We start from the raw sequence: 17,408 nt of genomic DNA on the forward strand, positions 1-17,408 counted from the left end.
GCGGAAAAGCCCCGCCAGGAACTAGCTTTAATGAACTAGACCGGCGGGGCTTTTGAAGCCACGAGATTAACTCACTGAGGTGGTATTACTTCTTTTCAGCGAAGAGCTCGCGCACGCGCTTGCCCAGCTGCGGGGAAACAGCATCCCAGTAAGCGTAGACGCGCTCCTCGGTCTCCGGGGACACGCCTGCCATGGCATTGGTGATGTTATCTGCCAGACGCTCCTTGGCACCATCGTCGTAGACGTTCTCGTACAGGTCGGTGGCCTGGACGGTGTCATTGTCTTCAGCGTGATGGACGTAGGGCGCGCGAACCAGGTCTATGCCTGCCGGGTCCGGGTTCACGTAGAGATCCGGAGCGGTGGTAGTCTCCTGCTCCTTGAAGCGCAGGTTCTCATCACCGTCGAGGTAGCCGCCGCCCTTGGCGTGACGGTTCGGGGAGTAGACCGGATCCTCCGGGGCGTTGAACAGGTACTGCATCGGCCCCTCATGCTCATAGGTGTTGACCTGGTTGAGCGGCTGGTTCACCGGCAGCTGCTTGTAGTTCGGTCCGATGCGGTAGCGCTGCTGGTCAGCGTAGGCAAAGACGCGTGCCTGCAGCATCTTGTCCGGAGACAGGCCAATACCCGGGACGATGTTGGACGGATCCAGGGCAACCTGCTCAATCTGCGCGAAGAAGTTGCGCGGGTTGCGGTTGAGCACGAAGTAGCCGACATCCACCAGCGGGTAGTCCTTCTTGGACCAGGTCTTGGTCAGGTCGAAGGGGTTGAAGCGGTACTCCTCAGCCTCCGCCACCGGCATGATCTGAACCTTCACGTCCCAGACCGGGAAGTTGCCTTCCTCGATGGCGTTATAGAGGTCCTCGCGGTGGTAGTCCGCGTTCTTACCAGCCATCTCCGTGGCTTCGGCGTCGGTGAAGTTCTCCACACCCTGACGGGTCTTAAAGTGGTACTTCACCCAGAAGGCATCGCCGGACTCGTTGACCCACTGGAAGGTGTGGGAGCCGTAGCCGTTCTGGTGGCGGGTGGTCTTCGGGGTACCGCGGTCACCCATAAGGTAGGTCACCTGGTGGGTGGTCTCCGGGTTGCGGGTCCAGAAATCCCACTGCATGTCAGCATCGCGCAGGCCGTTGGCGCCCAGACGCTTCTGGGAGTGGATAAAGTCCGGGAACTTAATACCGTCACGAATGAAGAAGATCGGGGTGTTATTACCCACGATGTCGTAGTTGCCGTCCTCAGTGTAGAAGCGCAGCGCGAAGCCGTGGACGTCACGCCAGGTATCCGGGGAGCCCTGCTCGCCGGCAACGGTAGAGAAACGGCCCATCATCGGGGTCACGGTACCCTTCTGGAAGAGCTTTGCCTTGGTGTAGGCGGAGACATCCTCAGTAACGTGCAGCTCACCAAAAGCGCCGTGACCCTTGGCGTGCGGGGTGCGCTCCGGCACACGCTCGCGGTTAAAGTGTGCGAGCTTCTCAATAAGGTGGATGTCATTGAGCACTACCGGGCCGTTCTGGCCCACGGTGATGCTGGTGTTTTCAGTAGCAACCGGCTGACCGGAAGGGCGGGTAGTGTTCGGGCCACCCGGGGCGCGCTGCCCCTTATCCAGAACCTTGTCTGCCGCGGACTCATTCGAAGCGTTAGTCATGGGGTTAATGCCTCCTTGATTGGTTGATAATTTGCTTTACATTATCAATCACGGACCTTTCATAGTCTACCCATAAAAAATGACCTGCGCAACAGTTTTTAAGGTTGCCAGAGCTCACAGACTTAAGCCCCTAGTGCCCGAGCTCCCCGCCCCCCGACTGGTAAGTTATGGGAGGTGAAACGACACTCCGAGCGCGACGATGCGCGCGTCACCGACCTCGCCCTCAAGGCAGGCCGCGGCGATCGCGCAGCCCTCACGGAGTTCATCAAGTCCACCCAGGATGATGTCTGGCGCTTACTCGCCCACCTCGGCGGCCCGGACATCGCAGATGACCTTACCCAAGAGACATATCTGCGCGTCATCGGCGCACTCCCCCGCTTCGCCGCCCGTTCCTCAGCGCGCACATGGCTGCTTTCACTTGCCCGCCGCGTATGGGTAGACAACATCCGCCACGACATGGCCCGCCCACGCAAGTCCAGCACCGAGTACGAGGATGCCGCCGCCCTTGCTGCGACCCCCGAAAACGCCGGAACGTGGAGCGAGTGGATCGACGCCCGCGCGCTTATCGACGCCCTCCCAGAAGACCGCCGCGAAGCCCTCATCCTGACCCAAGTACTGGGCTATACCTACGAGGAGGCCGCGAAGATCGCCGGGGTCCGCGTGGGCACTATCCGCTCCCGCGTGGCCCGCGCCCGTAAGGACTTAATCGACCAACGCGGCTAATCGTTATCGAGCCGTTACAAATAGGCTTGGCCGGTCATAGAACCTGCGCCTACATGCACCAAACGGCACATTCTCGCGCCCCCGCCACCGCCTATCCTGGAAGAAACCACGGCCCCAGCTGGAAAATACCTATCGAACACACTTAATATTTTTCGAGGCACACGTGATAAATCGATAGTCGAACCGGGCCCGCGAGGCTTTCCCAATTGCTCGCACCACACCTTGGGTAGTGATGGCATCCCCCGGCGCGTGTGAGATTGAGAGACATCTTTACTTTATGTGGAAACGCGCAGTGGCCATTTCCATGGCCTTCATTGGTGTCGTCGTCGGCGCCGGTTTTGCCTCCGGCCAGGAAGCAATCCAGTACTTCGTGGCTTTCGGAAACATGGGCCTATGGGGCGTACTCCTTGCAGCCGCCCTCATGATCATTACTGGCGTGGCAATTTTGCAGCTCGGCTCCTACTTCCAGGCAGACGAGCACACGGCCGTCTACGACAAGATTAGTGGCCCCATCGTCTCCCGAGTGCTGGACTGGGGCACCCTAGCCACGTTGTTCTCTATCGGCTTCGTCATGTTCGCCGGTGGTGGCTCGACCATCAGCCAGCAGTTTGACGGCGTGCCCATTTGGGTGGGTGGGGCCGTGATGCTCGTGCTCGTCCTGCTGGTAGGCCTCCTCGACGTGGACAAGGTTAGTTCGGTCATCGGCGCGATTACGCCTTTCATCATTATCTTCGTGGTTCTGGCGACTGGCTACACCATCATCGTGACCGACGTGGATTGGTCCCAAGCCAATGAGTTTGCGGTCAACAACGTGGAGACTCCGCTGAGCAACTGGTGGCTGGCTGCGCTGAACTACACCGGCCTCAACGTCATGTGCGCGGTCTCGATGTCCATCGTCATCGGCGGCAACATCCTGGATAACCGCGCCGTGGGCATTGGCGGCCTTATCGGCGGCTTCTTCTACCTGCTCCTGCTTGCCCTCCTCGTGGTTTCCCTCTACATGGTGGCGCCGGAAGTCTATAAGCAGGACCTGCCGGTGCTGACGCTGATCAACCACGTGAACCCGGTCCTGGGTTACTTCATGACCTTCATCATCTACGGCATGGTCTTCAACACCGCCATCGGCATGTTCTACGCCATGGGCAAGCGCCTGACCCGTAAGAAGCCGAAGCTCTTCTACCCTGTCTACGCCGGTGCTTGTGTCGTGGGCTTCATCCTCTCCTTCATCGGCTTCAAGCAGCTGGTGTCCAGCGTGTACCCGATTCTGGGCTGGATTGGCCTGCTCATGATTGCCGTCATGGTCATCAGCTGGATTACCCAGCGTGACAAGATCACCTCTGAGTCTGACCGCCGCGTGCGCGCCCGCACCTTGGTCAAGCGCCGCCTCGACCCGCGCGAGCACTTCACCAAGAAGAACGAGCGCGAGCTGCGCAAGTTGGCAGCGGCCTCCAACATGAAAACTGAAGAGTTCGTCGACACGGTTGCTGAGGAAATCCATGAGGAGCTAGAGGCAGACGATGAGATCGAATACGACCGCGAGGACCCGGATCCGTCCGTGACCTTTGTGGAGCACACCAAGCCCGAGGTCCCGAAGGACTAGCGTTTCCCCGCTGACAGAAGAAAAGTCCGCCCCAGATATCACTCTGGGAGCGGACTTTTCTTGTTACTGCGGCGCTTAGACCAAGAGCTCCGCAATCTGAATGGTATTGAGTGCAGCGCCCTTGCGCAGGTTATCGCCGGAGACCACGAAGATGAGACCCTTGTTATCCTCCACCGTCTGGTCCTGACGGATGCGTCCAACCAAAGAGAGGTCGATGCCTGCTGCCGCAAGCGGCGTCGGCACATCGACGACCTTGACGCCCGGCGCGTTCGACAGCACCTCGCGGGCCTGCTCCGGGGTAATCGGCTTCTCGAACTCCGCGTGCACCACCATGGTGTGGCCGGTGAATACCGGAATGCGCACGCAGGTGCCAGAGACCTTCAGTTCCGGGATGCCCAAGATCTTGCGGGACTCATTGCGCAGCTTCTGCTCCTCATCAGTTTCTTCCGTGCCATCATCGACGAGGTTGCCAGCCAGCGGCAGCGCGTTATACGCAATCGGGGCGACGTAGGGGCCCAGATCCTCCTCGGAGACCTCGAGCGCCGAGCCATCGTGGACGAGCTCCACGCTGCGGTCACCGATGGACGCCACCTGCTTAACCAGGGTTTCCACGCCTGCCAGGCCGGAACCGGAAACGGCCTGATAGGAGGCAACGCGCATGGTGGTGAGCCCGGCGGCGTCGTGAAGCGCCTTCGTGACCGGCATGATCGCCATGGTCGTGCAGTTCGGGTTCGCGATAATGCCCTTCGGGGTATTGCCCTTCTCCTGCGGGTTCACTTCCGAGACGATGAGCGGAACATCCGGGTCCTTGCGCCATGCGGAGGAGTTATCCACCACGATGGCACCGGCCTCGGCGAAAAGCGGCGCATACTGCTTGGAGGTAGCACCGCCGGCGGAAAACACAGCGACGTCGATCCCAGCAAGGCTTTCAACGGTCTGCTCCGCCAAATCTTCCACGACAATCTTCTCCTCGCGGAAGGTAAGCTCCTGGCCCGCCGAACGCGCGGAGGCAAAGAAGCGAACCGTATCGGCCGGGAAGTTGCGCTCCTCCAAGAGGGTGCGCATCACGCGGCCGACCTGGCCGGTGGCGCCTACAACTGCAACAGTGGTCATGACCTTAACTCCTTAGATTTTAGCGTCCGGTACCAGCATAAACGGTGGCCTCTTCCTCGCCACCCAGCTGGAATTTCTCGTGCAAAGCAATGGCGGCCTTTTCGAGATCGGCCTCGCGGGTCAGCACGGAAATACGGATCTCGGAGGTGGAGATGAGCTCCATGTTGACCCCAGCATCACGCAATGCTTCCGTGAAGTCGGCGGTGACACCCGGGTGGGACTTCATGCCGGCACCAACGAGAGAGACCTTGCCCACTTGGTCGTCGTACAGCACGTTGGCCCAGTGCCCCTCCTCCTTGAGCTTGGCCAGGATCTCCATTGCCTTCGGGCCGTCCGAGCGCGGGCAGGTGAAGGTGATGTCGGTGGTGCCGGAGTCCAGGGAGGACACGTTTTGCAGCACCATGTCAATGTTGATCTCAGCGTCCGCGATGGCACGGAAGACCTTGGCTGCCTCGCCGGGGCGGTCCGGAATGCCCAAAACGGTGACCTTGGCCTCGGAACGGTCGGTGGCGATACCGGTAAGTACTGCTTCTTCCACGGGGATATCCTCCATTGATCCGGCAATCAGCGTGCCGGGGTCGGTTGAATAAGACGAGCGAACTCGAAGGGGAACGTTGAACGCGCGGGCGTACTCGACGCTGCGCAGGACCAGAATCTTGGAGCCCACAGCTGCCATCTCCAGCATTTCCTCGAAGGACAGCTGGTCGAGTTTCTTGGCGTTATGGACAATGCGGGGGTCGGCGGTGTAGACGCCATCGACATCGGAGTAAATCTCACACACATCGGCTTTGAGCGCTGCCGCCAGCGCCACTGCGGTGGTGTCCGAGCCGCCGCGGCCGAGGGTGGTCACATCACGCGATTCCTTGTTCACGCCCTGGAAACCCGCAACGATGCAGATGCGGCCCTTCTCCAAGGCTTCGGTTAGACGGCCCGGGGTGACGTCGACGATGCGGGCGTTTCCGTGGCGCTCGGTGGTGAGCACGCCGGCCTGGGAACCGGTGAAGGACTGAGCCTTGGCGCCAAGGGACTCCACAGCCATGGCAACGAGTGCGTTGGAGATGCGCTCGCCAGCGGTCAGCAACATGTCCATCTCGCGCTGCGGCGGGACGGGGTTAACCTGGGCGGCGAGGTCTAGGAGCTCATCGGTGGTATCCCCCATGGCGGAGCACACGACAACCACGTCGTTGCCCTGTTTCTTCGTCGCCACAATGCGCTCCGCCACCGCGCGAATGCGCTCTGCGCTTTCGAGGGAGGATCCCCCGTATTTCTGTACGACTAGGGCCACTGATGGTCCCACCTTTCCTGTTTGTGAGGGCCAATATCTGTTCACCGCCCAATACCTATAGACCGGCAGTCAACTTCTTTAGCCTACCGCCCTTTGGCTACCATCGAAACACGTACTGGGTATTAATTCCAGGTAAGGTAGAAACGATGCTTTCAAACCTGGTCGCCGTTGCGTTTGCACTGGCCTCGGCACTAGTCGTGGCCTGGGGAACTGTCATACGCCACCGCATCGTATTGGACGCCAGCTCCCGCAGCGTCATACGCACTGCAATTCGCACGCCCCTGTGGTGGGTTGGCACCGGTGCCGCCGTTGTCGCTTATGCTTTGCAGCTCATCGCGCTCCACTTCGGCACCCTGCTCATCGTGCAGCCCATCCTTGTCCTATCCCTCATGTTCACGCTGCCGCTTGCTGCGTGGTATTCCCGCCGGCCGATGCCGCCGCGGGAGGTCTTCTGGTGCCTGACGCTGACCATCGCGGTGAGCGTTATGGTGGTCTACGGGCGCCCCACCGCAGGCTTGACGACGCCCACCTGGTCCCAGTGGTGGCCCGCCTTCGCCCTCGGCGCGCTGACACTCACCGCGCTCTTCGTGGCGGCCTATAACCGGCCGGAGGAATCCGCGCTAGCGCTCGGTGCCGCCTGCGGCATCCTCTACGGCTACGTGGCACTCGTAGCAAAAGCGGTGGTTGACGTCCTCTCCCACCAATGCATCGCAGCATTGCTAGCCAGTTGGGAGCTATACGCACTCATCGGACTGGCGGCTGCCGGCACGGTCATTCAGCAGTATTCCTTCCACGCCGGTGCCTTGGCGCACTCCCTTCCCGCCATGACCATCATGGAGCCCATCGTGGCTTTCGGCTTGGGCTACTGGGTCCTGGGTGAAAAATTTCAGGTCGAGAGCGTTGCGGGGTGGTGCGTGATGGGCGCTTCACTCATCATCATGATCGTTGCCACAATCGTCCTATCCCGTGTGCCGGTCAACCCGGGAAGTGCTCAGCGCGCGGAGCAAAGCCCGCGCTAGGACTAGCTTCCGCGCTAGATGGCCCACTCAAAGACCACCAGCATATAAGCGGAGAACCACGCCGACCACAGGACCCAAGCGCTACACGCGAGCCAGAGCTCACGGGGCCGCAGCGCCTCAGCCGCGCGCACGGCCCACGGGAGCGCCAAGATGATCGCGGGCAGGAGGAGGCGCGGGCGCGAGTGCATGATGCCGTCGGAAAGCAGCACATTCGCACAGAGCGCGGCGCTAAACCACCACGCCACGGGATTCAGCCTCCCCCACGCCGCCACCAGCAGCACGGGGACGCCTAGGATCACCAGAACACTAAGCAGGTAGCCCACGTCGTTCTTCTCTGTCAGGACTTCCCACACGAACCGTACGGTGGCAGCACCCCAGTCGAAAGTGGAATGCCAGTGCTTGGTCTGGATGCCGAAGTAGCCGCCGGCCTCTGCGAGGTAGCGCTGCGTCCACAAAAAATACGCTGGCAGCGGAAGCGCCGCCACGATGAGGCTGAGCCACGCCTGCCACGAGCGCCGCCCATAGACGAGCACCCACAAGGCAAAGACAGCGAGGAAATCCACGGAGGTCAGCCGCACAAACGATAAGGCAAAGCCGAACGCCGCCGCGCGCCACCAGGCGCGATCATCCAGCGCGACGAGTCCCCACACCACGAGGGCCCCGAAGAGGGCTTCGGTATAAGGCATCGAGAACACGATGGACATCGGAGCGCTGCTCACCACGATGGCAGCGGCACATTGCCCACGGCGCCCCGCGCCCAAGCGCTGCGCCAAAACCATAACGCCGGCGGCCATGGCCACGGTGAGGAGGGTGTTAACGATGAGCGCGGCTACCTCGAGGCTGATCCCGGTCCACCCCAGGACCCGCAACAGCATGGGAAAGCCTGGGAAGAAGGCCATTGTCGTCTCATAGACTGGGCCATCAGTGTGGATATCCGCGTCAAAATATCCCACTCGAGCAATCTCCAGGTAGTACTTGGAATCCCAAGACGTGAGCCGATCCCACAGTTCCTGGTCATTGACAGCGGCGATGACGTTCAGAACGGCAATGCGCACCGCGGTTCCAACAACCGCGACCAACGTGGCAAGCGGCACCAGTGAAAGCGCCCTATGCGTGCCAGCAGGGGAGGCGTCTGACGCGCGCCCGCTATCCGCCGTGAGCTCGTCCCCCGGATCCTGAGTAGTCTTCGTGGAGTTTTCTTCATGCACGCCACAACATCCTAGCCACCCACATCACGCATCCCAATATATGAAATCAGTTGCCATAGAATGAGAAGCGCTGTATTGTGGCTCACATGACTTTGCGGCACACTCTCCTCCTTAGTAGCCGCGGCGGGTTTTAGGTTTCTAGCTTCACGGCCAGCGCCCCGCCGCGGAGCGCGGTGATGCCACCACACCGCAGCTGGCCGCCCCCACGATTCACGCCGAAGCTGCGCACCATAAATAGCGCAGCACAGTAAAACGCCTTTGGCCCCAGACAAGGAAGAGAACAACCACCATGTCCCCCAACGATTCTTTCATCTCCGCTCCCCGCGAAATCACCACCCCGGCTGGCCCGCGCAACGACAACCAGCCCGCGTGGAACAAGCAGCGCGGTTCCTCGATGCCGGTAAACCGCTACCAGAGCTTCGCGGAAGAGGTAGAACCGGTCTCGCTGCCTGACCGCACGTGGCCAGACAAGAAAATCACCGTGGCACCGCAGTGGTGCGCCGTAGACCTGCGCGACGGCAACCAGGCTCTCATCGACCCAATGAGCCCTGAGCGCAAGCACCGCATGTTCGACCTGCTGGTCAAGATGGGCTACAAGGAGATTGAGGTAGGATTCCCGTCCGCCTCCCAGACGGATTTCGACTTCGTTCGCGAAATCATCGAGGGCAATAAGATCCCGGATGACGTCACCATCCAGGTCCTGGTCCAGGCCCGCGAGCACCTGATCCGTCGCACTTTTGAAGCGTGCCAGGGCGCCAAGAACGTCATCGTGCACTTCTACAACTCCACATCGAAGCTGCAGCGCCGCGTCGTATTCCGCAAGGACCGCCCAGCCATTAAGAAGCTGGCGACGGACGCCGCGGAGCTCATCAAGAGCATTGCCAAGGATTACCCGGACACCAACTGGCGCTGGGAGTACTCGCCGGAATCCTTCACGGGAACCGAGCTGGACTTTGCTGTTGAGGTCTGCGATGCCGTAGTAGACATCATGGAGGCCACCCCAGAGAACCCCATGATCATCAACCTGCCCTCCACGGTGGAGATGATCAGCCCCAACGTCTACGCCGACCAGATCGAGTGGATGCACCGCAATTTTGCGAAGCGGGACTCCATCATCATGTCCCTGCACCCGCACAATGACCGCGGCGAGGGAATCGCCGCCGCCGAGCTGGGCTACATGGCCGGTGCAGACCGCATCGAAGGCTGCCTGTTTGGCAACGGTGAGCGCACCGGCAACGTGGACATTGTTACCCTGGGACTCAACATGCTGACCCAGGGAGTGGATCCGCAGATCGACTTCTGCGATCTGCCCAAGATTCGTGAGACGGTGGAGTACTGCAACCAGCTGCGCGTTCCGGAGCGCCACCCCTACGGCGGCGAACTGGTATTTACGGCCTTCTCCGGCTCGCACCAGGACGCCATCAACAAGGGCCTGGACGCATTGGCACAAGAGGTGCACCCCGGCGCGAACAACACCGAGGTCTCGTGGGAAGAACTGCAGGAAACTACCTGGGAGGTCCCCTACCTTCCCATCGACCCGAAGGATGTCGGCCGCGATTACCAGGCGGTCATTCGCGTCAACTCGCAGTCCGGCAAGGGCGGCGTTGCTTACATCATGAAGACCGATCACGGCATCAACATGCCACGCGCCATGCAGGCGGAGTTCTCATCTGTCGTCCAAGCGGTGACCGACGCCGAGGGTGGCGAGGTCAACTCCAAGAACATGTGGGACATCTTTGCCAATGAATTCCTGGAGCGCACCTCCCCGCTGGAGCTGGTCTCCTTCCAGGTGGATAACTCCACCACGGAGGGTGAGGACGCTAAGGTAACCGCAACCATCGTCTTCAATGGCGAGAAACGCGTCGTCTCTGGCATCGGCAACGGCCCCATCGCCGCCTACGCCAACGCCCTGGAGGATGTCGGAATTGACTTCGAGGTCATCGACTACTCCCAGCAGTCCCGCACAGCAGGTGACGATGCGGAGGCAGCCTGCTACATTGCCGCCGAAGTCAACGGCGCCCAGGTTTGGGGCGCCGGAATCGCCGGCTCCACCACGCGCGCGTCCATCAACGCGATTACTTCTGCGGTCAACCGCGCAGACTAAACCGCTACCAGGACGGGGGAACTCGACCTATCCACCCCGTCCTCCACCTAGCGACAGTCTTGAATGCAACTTTTTCGGCGCCGCTGAACACGACACTGCGCTGAATATGCCCTGATGTAGGCCAAGTTATATAATGAGCGCGTACTACATTGATGCAAAAGGTCTTAAGAACCTTTTGCGATTAAACAAGGAACATAGACTGAGACTCAACACTCCCCACGGCTCACGGTTTCCAATCGTGCGCATTTGCCGCGGCTTGACCAGCAAAGGCGAATACTATGACGGTCACTAATTACGTGATCCCCCACAGTGGGTTTGGCATATCTCGGCGTCTTATGGTTAACGCTGTTGATCCGGAGACGTTCCTGCAGCTCCTGTCCTTAGCAGAAAATGATCGCCTTGACGTCACCCTGTGTGGTCACTCGAAATCCGGCTTCCGCGTCCGATACGGCGAAGACATCGTCGGCATCATCCCCCCCGCTCAATCCGCCGAATATACGGAACTGGACTCGATCATTGGCGCGGGATTAACCCCACAAGCCACCGCAGAAATCGTACTTCGCGAAGATACCGCGGAGGAAACCATCCCGGAATTCGTGGTTCTCCTTCCTGAGCCAGGCCTGTGCGTCCCCCACAATATCCCTCCAGCGCAACGCTGGGGCATGCTCAACGGTGACCGCGCTCTGCACATCACTGAGTTTTCGACAACCACGTGTGCCTTGCCGAAACACCCAGCTCAACTCCTCGTGCGTTTGTCCAACAGTCGGCGTCTATTTCGCCGCGCCATCGAGGTCCACTTGGATGACGAACTCCTCGCCACCATTCCGCGCGATCAGGCAACGCACTTGAGCGATACCATCGCAGGATTCAAGCACGAGGGCCTTATCGCAATCGCCCGTGCCTATTTCACCCCGGATGCCGAGTCCCCGGCGCTTACTGTCTACACCGAAGAAGGAACACCAAACACTAATTTCGCGGTCGGGACCGCGAGTGTCATCGCCGCTGCCACAGGAGCGGTTGCCGCGACGGCTGCAGGTGCCAACAAAGCACACGCAGCAATAGCACCTGTCAGCGGTATTCAAGCTACGGGAGCCGCGCAAGCCACAGGTTCCGCTACTGCAAAGGGCGCACAAGCCCTCTCTCTTAATTCTGCTGGGGCTGCTGCGACAGCCGGAACTCAGATCAGCGTAGCTAGCACAGGACTCAAGCTAGCCTGTGCTGCGGGTGTCACGGCGATCATCGGTGGCACCACTACCTTCGTATCCTCGCTGTACTCACCTGATGCCAACAATGAACACGTCACCGGCTCAGCATTAGAGGGGTACATCACCTCGCTGCAAACCCCCGGTCCGGCCAAAAGTACGGAAACTAACAGCGTGCTTTTCACCGGTGCAGAGGTAGCCGAATCTTCAGCCACAGCCACCCGGCGCGAAAGCCTGAGTCATCCATCCGAACTGCGGTCACCAAAACGAACCACTTTCTCACATCCAGCAAAGGCAGCAGCGCCATCTGAACCGACAGATGTGACAGAGCCCGTTCAAAAGGTAGAGCTCGCAACATCTGAAGGAGCCACTTCCTCCCCAGGCAGTTCTCACCTGATTGACGCGACGCCGGAAGCAGAACCGACGACATCAGGCACAGCACGTCTGCGCCACGAACACCCCACAACCACCACAGTCATACCTAGCTCCGCGCCAGCCCCAACGACGGCACCTAGCCGGGTGCCTTATAGTATGCCTCCGGCTGAGCCAACCACGGCGTTAACTTCAGTGATATCGACGCCAAAGACCTCGGCTCAACCTGCCCCTTCCACGACCACCACTACTCAGGTGGGCCGGGATCGTTCGGCCCTAGGCGAAGACTCCCCTGTGACGATCACTGCAACGCCGACTACGACGAGAACCATACAATCGCCTGCACCCCCCACACCTAGGAACATCTATAATCCAGAGCCAACTCCCGAGCCTCCTTACGACCGCGACGACTGGGTCATCGTCATCATCGAATACGGCTAGCCTCCACACATAGCGCTTCCTCGCTGCATTTAGGCGGTTGCAGCTGCTTCACGTGTGCCCTTTCCAGCTTCCTCGCTGTTGGGTACTAAACTGTGAACAATGACTACGACACCCGGCCCTTCCAAGCTTGCCGCGCAGCCTAGCGCAGCAGGGACGCCGGCCGCGGCGTCACCAACCGCCAGCGCCCCTAAGCCGGGGCCCCGCCCGCACCAGGTTGCTGCAAAGCAGGTTGACGCAGAACGGATCAGCATAGAGCACAAAGCTGCCTCGACGCATAAGGGCGACCGCAAGGACAAGGCATCTGCTCGCGAGGAAGCCCGCGCCGCCTTCCCCTATGTGGCGCTAACCATCCAAACCACCGGCATCCACCCGACCACCGGGAGGCTGCTCACCGTGGATGCCCTCACCTTCAACGACGCCGGAGAAACCGGCCAAGAGTTCCACGCCGTCCTCAATCCCGGCGAAGATCCTGGCCCCCGGCACCTGCACGGATTGAGTGCTGAGGAAATCCAGGCGGGTCAGTCCTTTTCCATGTTGCTCAAGCCGCTGGATCGGCTCATCGATGGCCGCACGCTCATCGTCCACGACGCCCCCTACACCTGGGGTTTCATCGTCGCCGAGGCGCGCCGCGCGATGACTGCCGCCGCTCGTCAAAACCGTGCGCGCAATCGCAACCGCGGCAAAGGCCGGCGCCGTCGCTTCAAGGTGGGACACGTTCCCACCCCAGTAACCATCGTGGATACGCTTGCCACCGCTCGCCGCCAAAGCGTGTGGAGCACCGATATCCGCCTAGCGGCCGTCGCGCGGGATACCGGCCTTCCCGCGCCTGACCCCACGGCCAGCGTCGAACGTGCGCAGAAGCCGGAGAAGGAGACCTCCCGCGAAACAACCCGCCTGCTTGTGGATCTTTATCTCGCGCAAGCTTCAGGCCCACTGAGCAGCGCAGCACCGGATGATCTGCGAGCGGACCGTTTTGGGCTGCAGCGTTCCCACGTCCGCGTCGACGCTGCTGAAGCGCCCCGCCAGCATCACAACCCCGGCGCGTATGTGCCCGGCAAGGAGCTCATCCGCGGCATGGAGATCGTCGTGGCCCCGGAAATCACCGAGGACCCCGATACCATCATCGCCGCCCTAGCCCGGGAGGAGCTCAACTACTCTGAAAAGCTCACCCGAGAAACGTCCCTGGTGGTCTGCAACATCACCACCAACCTCGTGGGCAAGCCCATGCACGCTCACCGCAAGGACATCCCCCTGATGTCCGACGTTGCCTTCCTTGCCGCTCTCGAACGCATCGAGGAACCCACGGAGCCAGCGGAAGAATCCGGGTCTAAGTCAACGGGTAACTCGGGCGGACGCCACAGCAGCGGACAATCCAACCGCAATCGTTCCACGAACAAGAACCGCCGCCGCTCGCGCCGCAAGTCCTCCGGTACTCAGCACTCTGCCAAGCAGGGACACACGCAGAAGAAGCACCAGGGCTCTTCGTCCGACGGATCTGCGAGTGACAAGCCCACCCAGTCGGACTCCGACTCGAACAACCGGAACCGGGGCGGCAATAAAGGTCGCCGCCGTCGCCGGCGCGGTGGACGTGGCCGCCGCGGTAGCGGCAACCACCAGAAGCAGCAAAACTCGGGACACAACCGCTCACACAACACCGATAGCTAAGGTCCCCCGACTACTCTGGGGAACATGAATTTTAACTTCCGAAGCGCGTTTTCTTCTGCGCGCACTGCGGTCGCTACCACCGCTGCGGCGCTGGCCACCACCGCCTCGCGCGCCACGGGCCGCGGCGCGGGCGGCATGATTGGCGGACTCATCGCCAATGCCATCGACCCCACCATCATGCAGAACTTGGCCAAGCAGCGCCCGGCTGTCCTGGTCACCGGAACCAACGGCAAGTCCACGACCACGCGCATGCTGGCCGCCGCAGTGCGCGCCGAACACACCGTGGCCACCAACGATGGCGGCGACAACATGGATGCGGGAATCATCTCCGCGCTCTTGGCCGGCAAAGATGCGAGCCATCTAGTCCTTGAGGTAGACGAGCTTCACGTTCCCCACGTCGCGGATAATCTCAACCCCACCGCGCTGGTGCTGCTGAACCTTTCCCGCGACCAGCTGGACCGCGTGGGTGAGATCAACAAGATTGAGCGCGCCTTGCGCGGCGCCGTCGAGGCCCACCCGGACATGCTCGTCATCGCCAACTGCGATGACGTCCTTATGACCTCCGTAGCCTATGACGCGAAGAATGTCATCTGGGTTTCCGCGGGTGCTGGCTGGATGGGCGAATCCGTCACTTGTCCACGCACCGGGGGCCACATCGTGCGCGAGGGCGAGGACTGGCACGCGGTCAAGCCGCTTGCCGACGGCCGCGAATTCCGCCGCCCCACCCCCACCTGGGCAGTGACGGAGGACGGGCTGGTGAGCCCGGAGGGCGTCGATAAGCTGCGCCTTTCCCTCCCAGGCCGCGCGAACCGCGGCAATGCTGCCCAAGCCGTCGCCGCCGCGGTCGAAGCTTTCGGCGTGGACCGCCACAAGGCCATTGCCGCTGCGGAAGGCGTCGATGATGTGGCCGGACGCTACTCCACCATCACGCTAGGAAACCGCACCATCCGCCTGCTGCTGGCCAAGAACCCGGCCGGCTGGCAGGAGGCGCTGTCCATGGTGGACCGAGAGGCAGATGGCTTGGTCATCGCCGCCAATGGCCACGTCGCCGACGGTATTGATATGTCCTGGCTGTGGGACGTGCGCTTCGAAGACTTCGAAGGTATTCCCGTCAAGGCAACGGGTGAGCGCGGCACCGACCTCGCAGTGCGTTTGGTCTATGCAGATATCTCGCACGAGCTCATCGCAGACCCCCTCGCCGCTATTCAATCCTGCCCGGAAGGCCGCATCGAGGTCTTGGCCAACTACACCGCCTTCCGTGATCTGAAGAAGGCCCTCACCGCCGCAGCAGCAAAGGAGCACTCGAATGACTAGCCTGCAGATTGGCCTCATCCTCCCCGACATCCTGGGCACCTACGGAGATGACGGCAACGCCCTGGTCCTGCGCCAGCGCGCCCGCATGCGCGGCCACGAGGCAGAGATTGTGCCCATCAAGCTGGGTGAGCCAGTGCCGGATTCTCTCGACGTCTACACCCTGGGCGGCGGCGAGGACACCGCGCAGATTCTCGCCGCGGAGCACCTCATCGCTGACGGTGGCCTCACCCGCGCTGCCTCCGCTGGTCGCCCGATTCTGGCGATTTGCGCAGGCCTACAGGTGCTCGGCGAGTCCTTCCGTGCGTCCGGCCGCGTGGTGGATGGCGTGGGGCTTATCGACGCCACCACGGCTTCCATGACCGAGCGCGCTATCGGTGAGGTAGCCACCGAACCCACCAAGGCCGGCATCACCGCTGAGCTCACCGAGCCGCTCACCGGTTTTGAGAACCACATGGGTGCAACCATCCTGGGGCCTGCCGCCCAACCGCTGGGAACCCTCACGCGTGGAACCGGCAATGCGGATACCGCCGCCATTCTGGACCTCTCTGACAGGACCGTCCAGCGCGGTGCCGAGGGCGCGGTGCAGGGCAGCGTCATCGCCACCTACATGCACGGCCCCGTCTTGGCGCGCAACCCGCAGCTGGCGGACCTGCTGCTGGCCAAGGCCATGGGAGTCGCACTCAGCGAACTCGAGCCTTTGGACATCCCAGCCATTAATCAGCTGCGCACCGAGCGCTTTAACGCCTCGGAGCCGCCGCGCTCGCAGCGCTAGATATCAATAGAAGTAACTACCGGGCCTGACCCCCGTTTAGTGGACACGCTGGAACTGGTCCAGACTGGACCGAAGAAAGCAAAGACACTATACCGAAAAACACTTACTCCGATGAATTCAAAGCCGACGCGATCCGGCTCTACGAGACCACCGAGGGAGCCTCGTATTCCTCGATCTCGGAAGACCTCGGGATCACCCGCGGCACGCTGAAGACCTAGGTCCACAAGGCCCGTCGGGACCGAGGGTAGATCCCCTCGACGTCCCCCGCTGCGGTGACAACGACCCATCGCCCGCAGCAGGTGGCAATCGTCACGGTTATCTCTCTTTTTCAGATTCCTGCCCTCGAGATCAGAAAAAGACGGGGAGCTGTCATAGGTCAGTGAGCATCTGCTCCAGGTAGAGGCGGGCAGCCTCGGTGCCCAGGGCTTCCTCAAAGGCTGTCATGTCCTCCTGGCTCATCATCCCCGCTCATGCCACCCATTTCCCCGTGATCTATTCCACCCATCTCGTCCATGGTCCCCATGCCCCCGGAGTCGGTGACCGGCTGCTGGCCCCAGGCCTCGAGCATGGCGTTCATCCGGTCAATCTCCGGTCCCTGGGCGTCAATAAACCTCTGGGCAAACTCCACGACCTGGGCGGGGATACCCTCCTTGGCCAGGAGCATCTCACTCATCTCCACGGCCCGCTGGTGATGGGGGATCATCATCTGGGCAAACATGATGTCCGCGTCGTTGTGATCGGCGGAGATCTCCCCGTCCGCCTCAGTTGTCGCCTTGGTGGTCTCGGTCGTCTCAGCGGTAGTCGTCGTAGTGCTGGTGGCCGAGGTGGTGGCGTCGGTGTTGCCTGACTCGGTGGCCTCACCGCAGGCGGCCAGCGCCAGGGTGGAGGCTACGGCGAGAGCGGAAAGAACAAGGGTGCGCTTCGTGGTGGAGCCTTTCAGGGCCATAT

The 17,408-nt window shown here is 61.4% G+C and carries 11 protein-coding genes and 2 pseudogenes; 8 read left to right on the forward strand and 5 right to left on the reverse strand.

Annotation, left to right across the window (positions count from 1 at the left end; all coding sequences use genetic code 11):
• Nucleotides 1–85: 85 nt before the first annotated feature.
• Nucleotides 86–1,642, reverse strand: coding sequence for a catalase (locus tag ABZS45_RS09575; protein WP_412099622.1), 1,557 nt, complete (start codon nt 1,640–1,642; stop codon nt 86–88).
• 174 nt (nt 1,643–1,816) lie between these two features.
• Between ABZS45_RS09575 and ABZS45_RS09580 the strand changes: the two genes are divergently transcribed.
• Nucleotides 1,817–2,365 (forward strand): RNA polymerase sigma factor, encoded by a 549-nt coding sequence (locus ABZS45_RS09580; protein WP_070444226.1) that lies wholly within the window; start codon nt 1,817–1,819, stop codon nt 2,363–2,365.
• A 277-nt stretch (nt 2,366–2,642) separates the two neighbouring features.
• A complete protein-coding gene (locus ABZS45_RS09585) occupies nt 2,643–3,965 on the forward strand; it encodes a hypothetical protein (RefSeq protein ID WP_412099623.1) in 1,323 nt (440 codons plus the stop codon).
• A 75-nt stretch (nt 3,966–4,040) separates the two neighbouring features.
• Here the strand turns inward: ABZS45_RS09585 and ABZS45_RS09590 are convergent, their stop codons facing one another.
• A complete protein-coding gene (locus tag ABZS45_RS09590; RefSeq protein WP_412099624.1) occupies nt 4,041–5,078 on the reverse strand; it encodes an aspartate-semialdehyde dehydrogenase in 1,038 nt (345 codons plus the stop codon).
• 19 nt (nt 5,079–5,097) lie between these two features.
• The gene (locus tag ABZS45_RS09595; protein ID WP_412099625.1) at nt 5,098–6,363 is read right to left on the reverse strand and encodes an aspartate kinase; all 1,266 of its coding nucleotides are present in this window, start codon (nt 6,361–6,363) and stop codon (nt 5,098–5,100) included.
• 146 nt (nt 6,364–6,509) lie between these two features.
• Here ABZS45_RS09595 and ABZS45_RS09600 point away from each other — a divergent pair, with 146 nt between their 5' ends.
• A complete protein-coding gene (locus tag ABZS45_RS09600; RefSeq protein WP_412099626.1) occupies nt 6,510–7,382 on the forward strand; it encodes a DMT family transporter in 873 nt (290 codons plus the stop codon).
• Nucleotides 7,383–7,396: 14 nt separating this feature from the next.
• On the opposite strand, the gene ABZS45_RS09605 is transcribed toward ABZS45_RS09600, so the two are convergent.
• A complete protein-coding gene (locus tag ABZS45_RS09605) occupies nt 7,397–8,590 on the reverse strand; it encodes a mannosyltransferase family protein (RefSeq protein WP_412099627.1) in 1,194 nt (397 codons plus the stop codon).
• A 289-nt stretch (nt 8,591–8,879) separates the two neighbouring features.
• Between ABZS45_RS09605 and leuA the strand changes: the two genes are divergently transcribed.
• From leuA to ABZS45_RS09630, 5 genes and pseudogenes are all read left to right on the forward strand, one after another.
• Nucleotides 8,880–10,694 (forward strand): 2-isopropylmalate synthase, encoded by a 1,815-nt coding sequence (gene leuA / locus ABZS45_RS09610; RefSeq protein ID WP_412099628.1) that lies wholly within the window; start codon nt 8,880–8,882, stop codon nt 10,692–10,694.
• 278 nt (nt 10,695–10,972) lie between these two features.
• A complete protein-coding gene (locus ABZS45_RS09615) occupies nt 10,973–12,709 on the forward strand; it encodes a hypothetical protein (protein WP_412099629.1) in 1,737 nt (578 codons plus the stop codon).
• 99 nt (nt 12,710–12,808) lie between these two features.
• Nucleotides 12,809–14,029 (forward strand): annotated as a pseudogene (locus ABZS45_RS09620) (DNA polymerase III subunit epsilon); the annotation flags it as partial.
• 369 nt (nt 14,030–14,398) lie between these two features.
• Nucleotides 14,399–15,688: a MurT ligase domain-containing protein gene (locus ABZS45_RS09625; protein ID WP_412099630.1), complete on the forward strand. Its 1,290-nt coding sequence runs from the start codon at nt 14,399–14,401 to the stop codon at nt 15,686–15,688.
• Nucleotides 15,681–16,460, forward strand: coding sequence for a type 1 glutamine amidotransferase (locus ABZS45_RS09630; protein ID WP_412099631.1), 780 nt, complete (start codon nt 15,681–15,683; stop codon nt 16,458–16,460). The genes ABZS45_RS09625 and ABZS45_RS09630 overlap by 8 nt, the downstream gene beginning before the upstream one ends.
• 384 nt (nt 16,461–16,844) lie before the next feature.
• Here ABZS45_RS09630 and ABZS45_RS09635 read toward each other — a convergent pair.
• Nucleotides 16,845–17,406, reverse strand: a pseudogene (locus ABZS45_RS09635) (DUF305 domain-containing protein); the annotation flags it as partial.
• Nucleotides 17,407–17,408 lie beyond the last annotated feature (2 nt).

Source organism: Corynebacterium aurimucosum (genome assembly GCF_046895345.1).
GTDB lineage: Bacteria > Actinomycetota > Actinomycetes > Mycobacteriales > Mycobacteriaceae > Corynebacterium > Corynebacterium aurimucosum_G.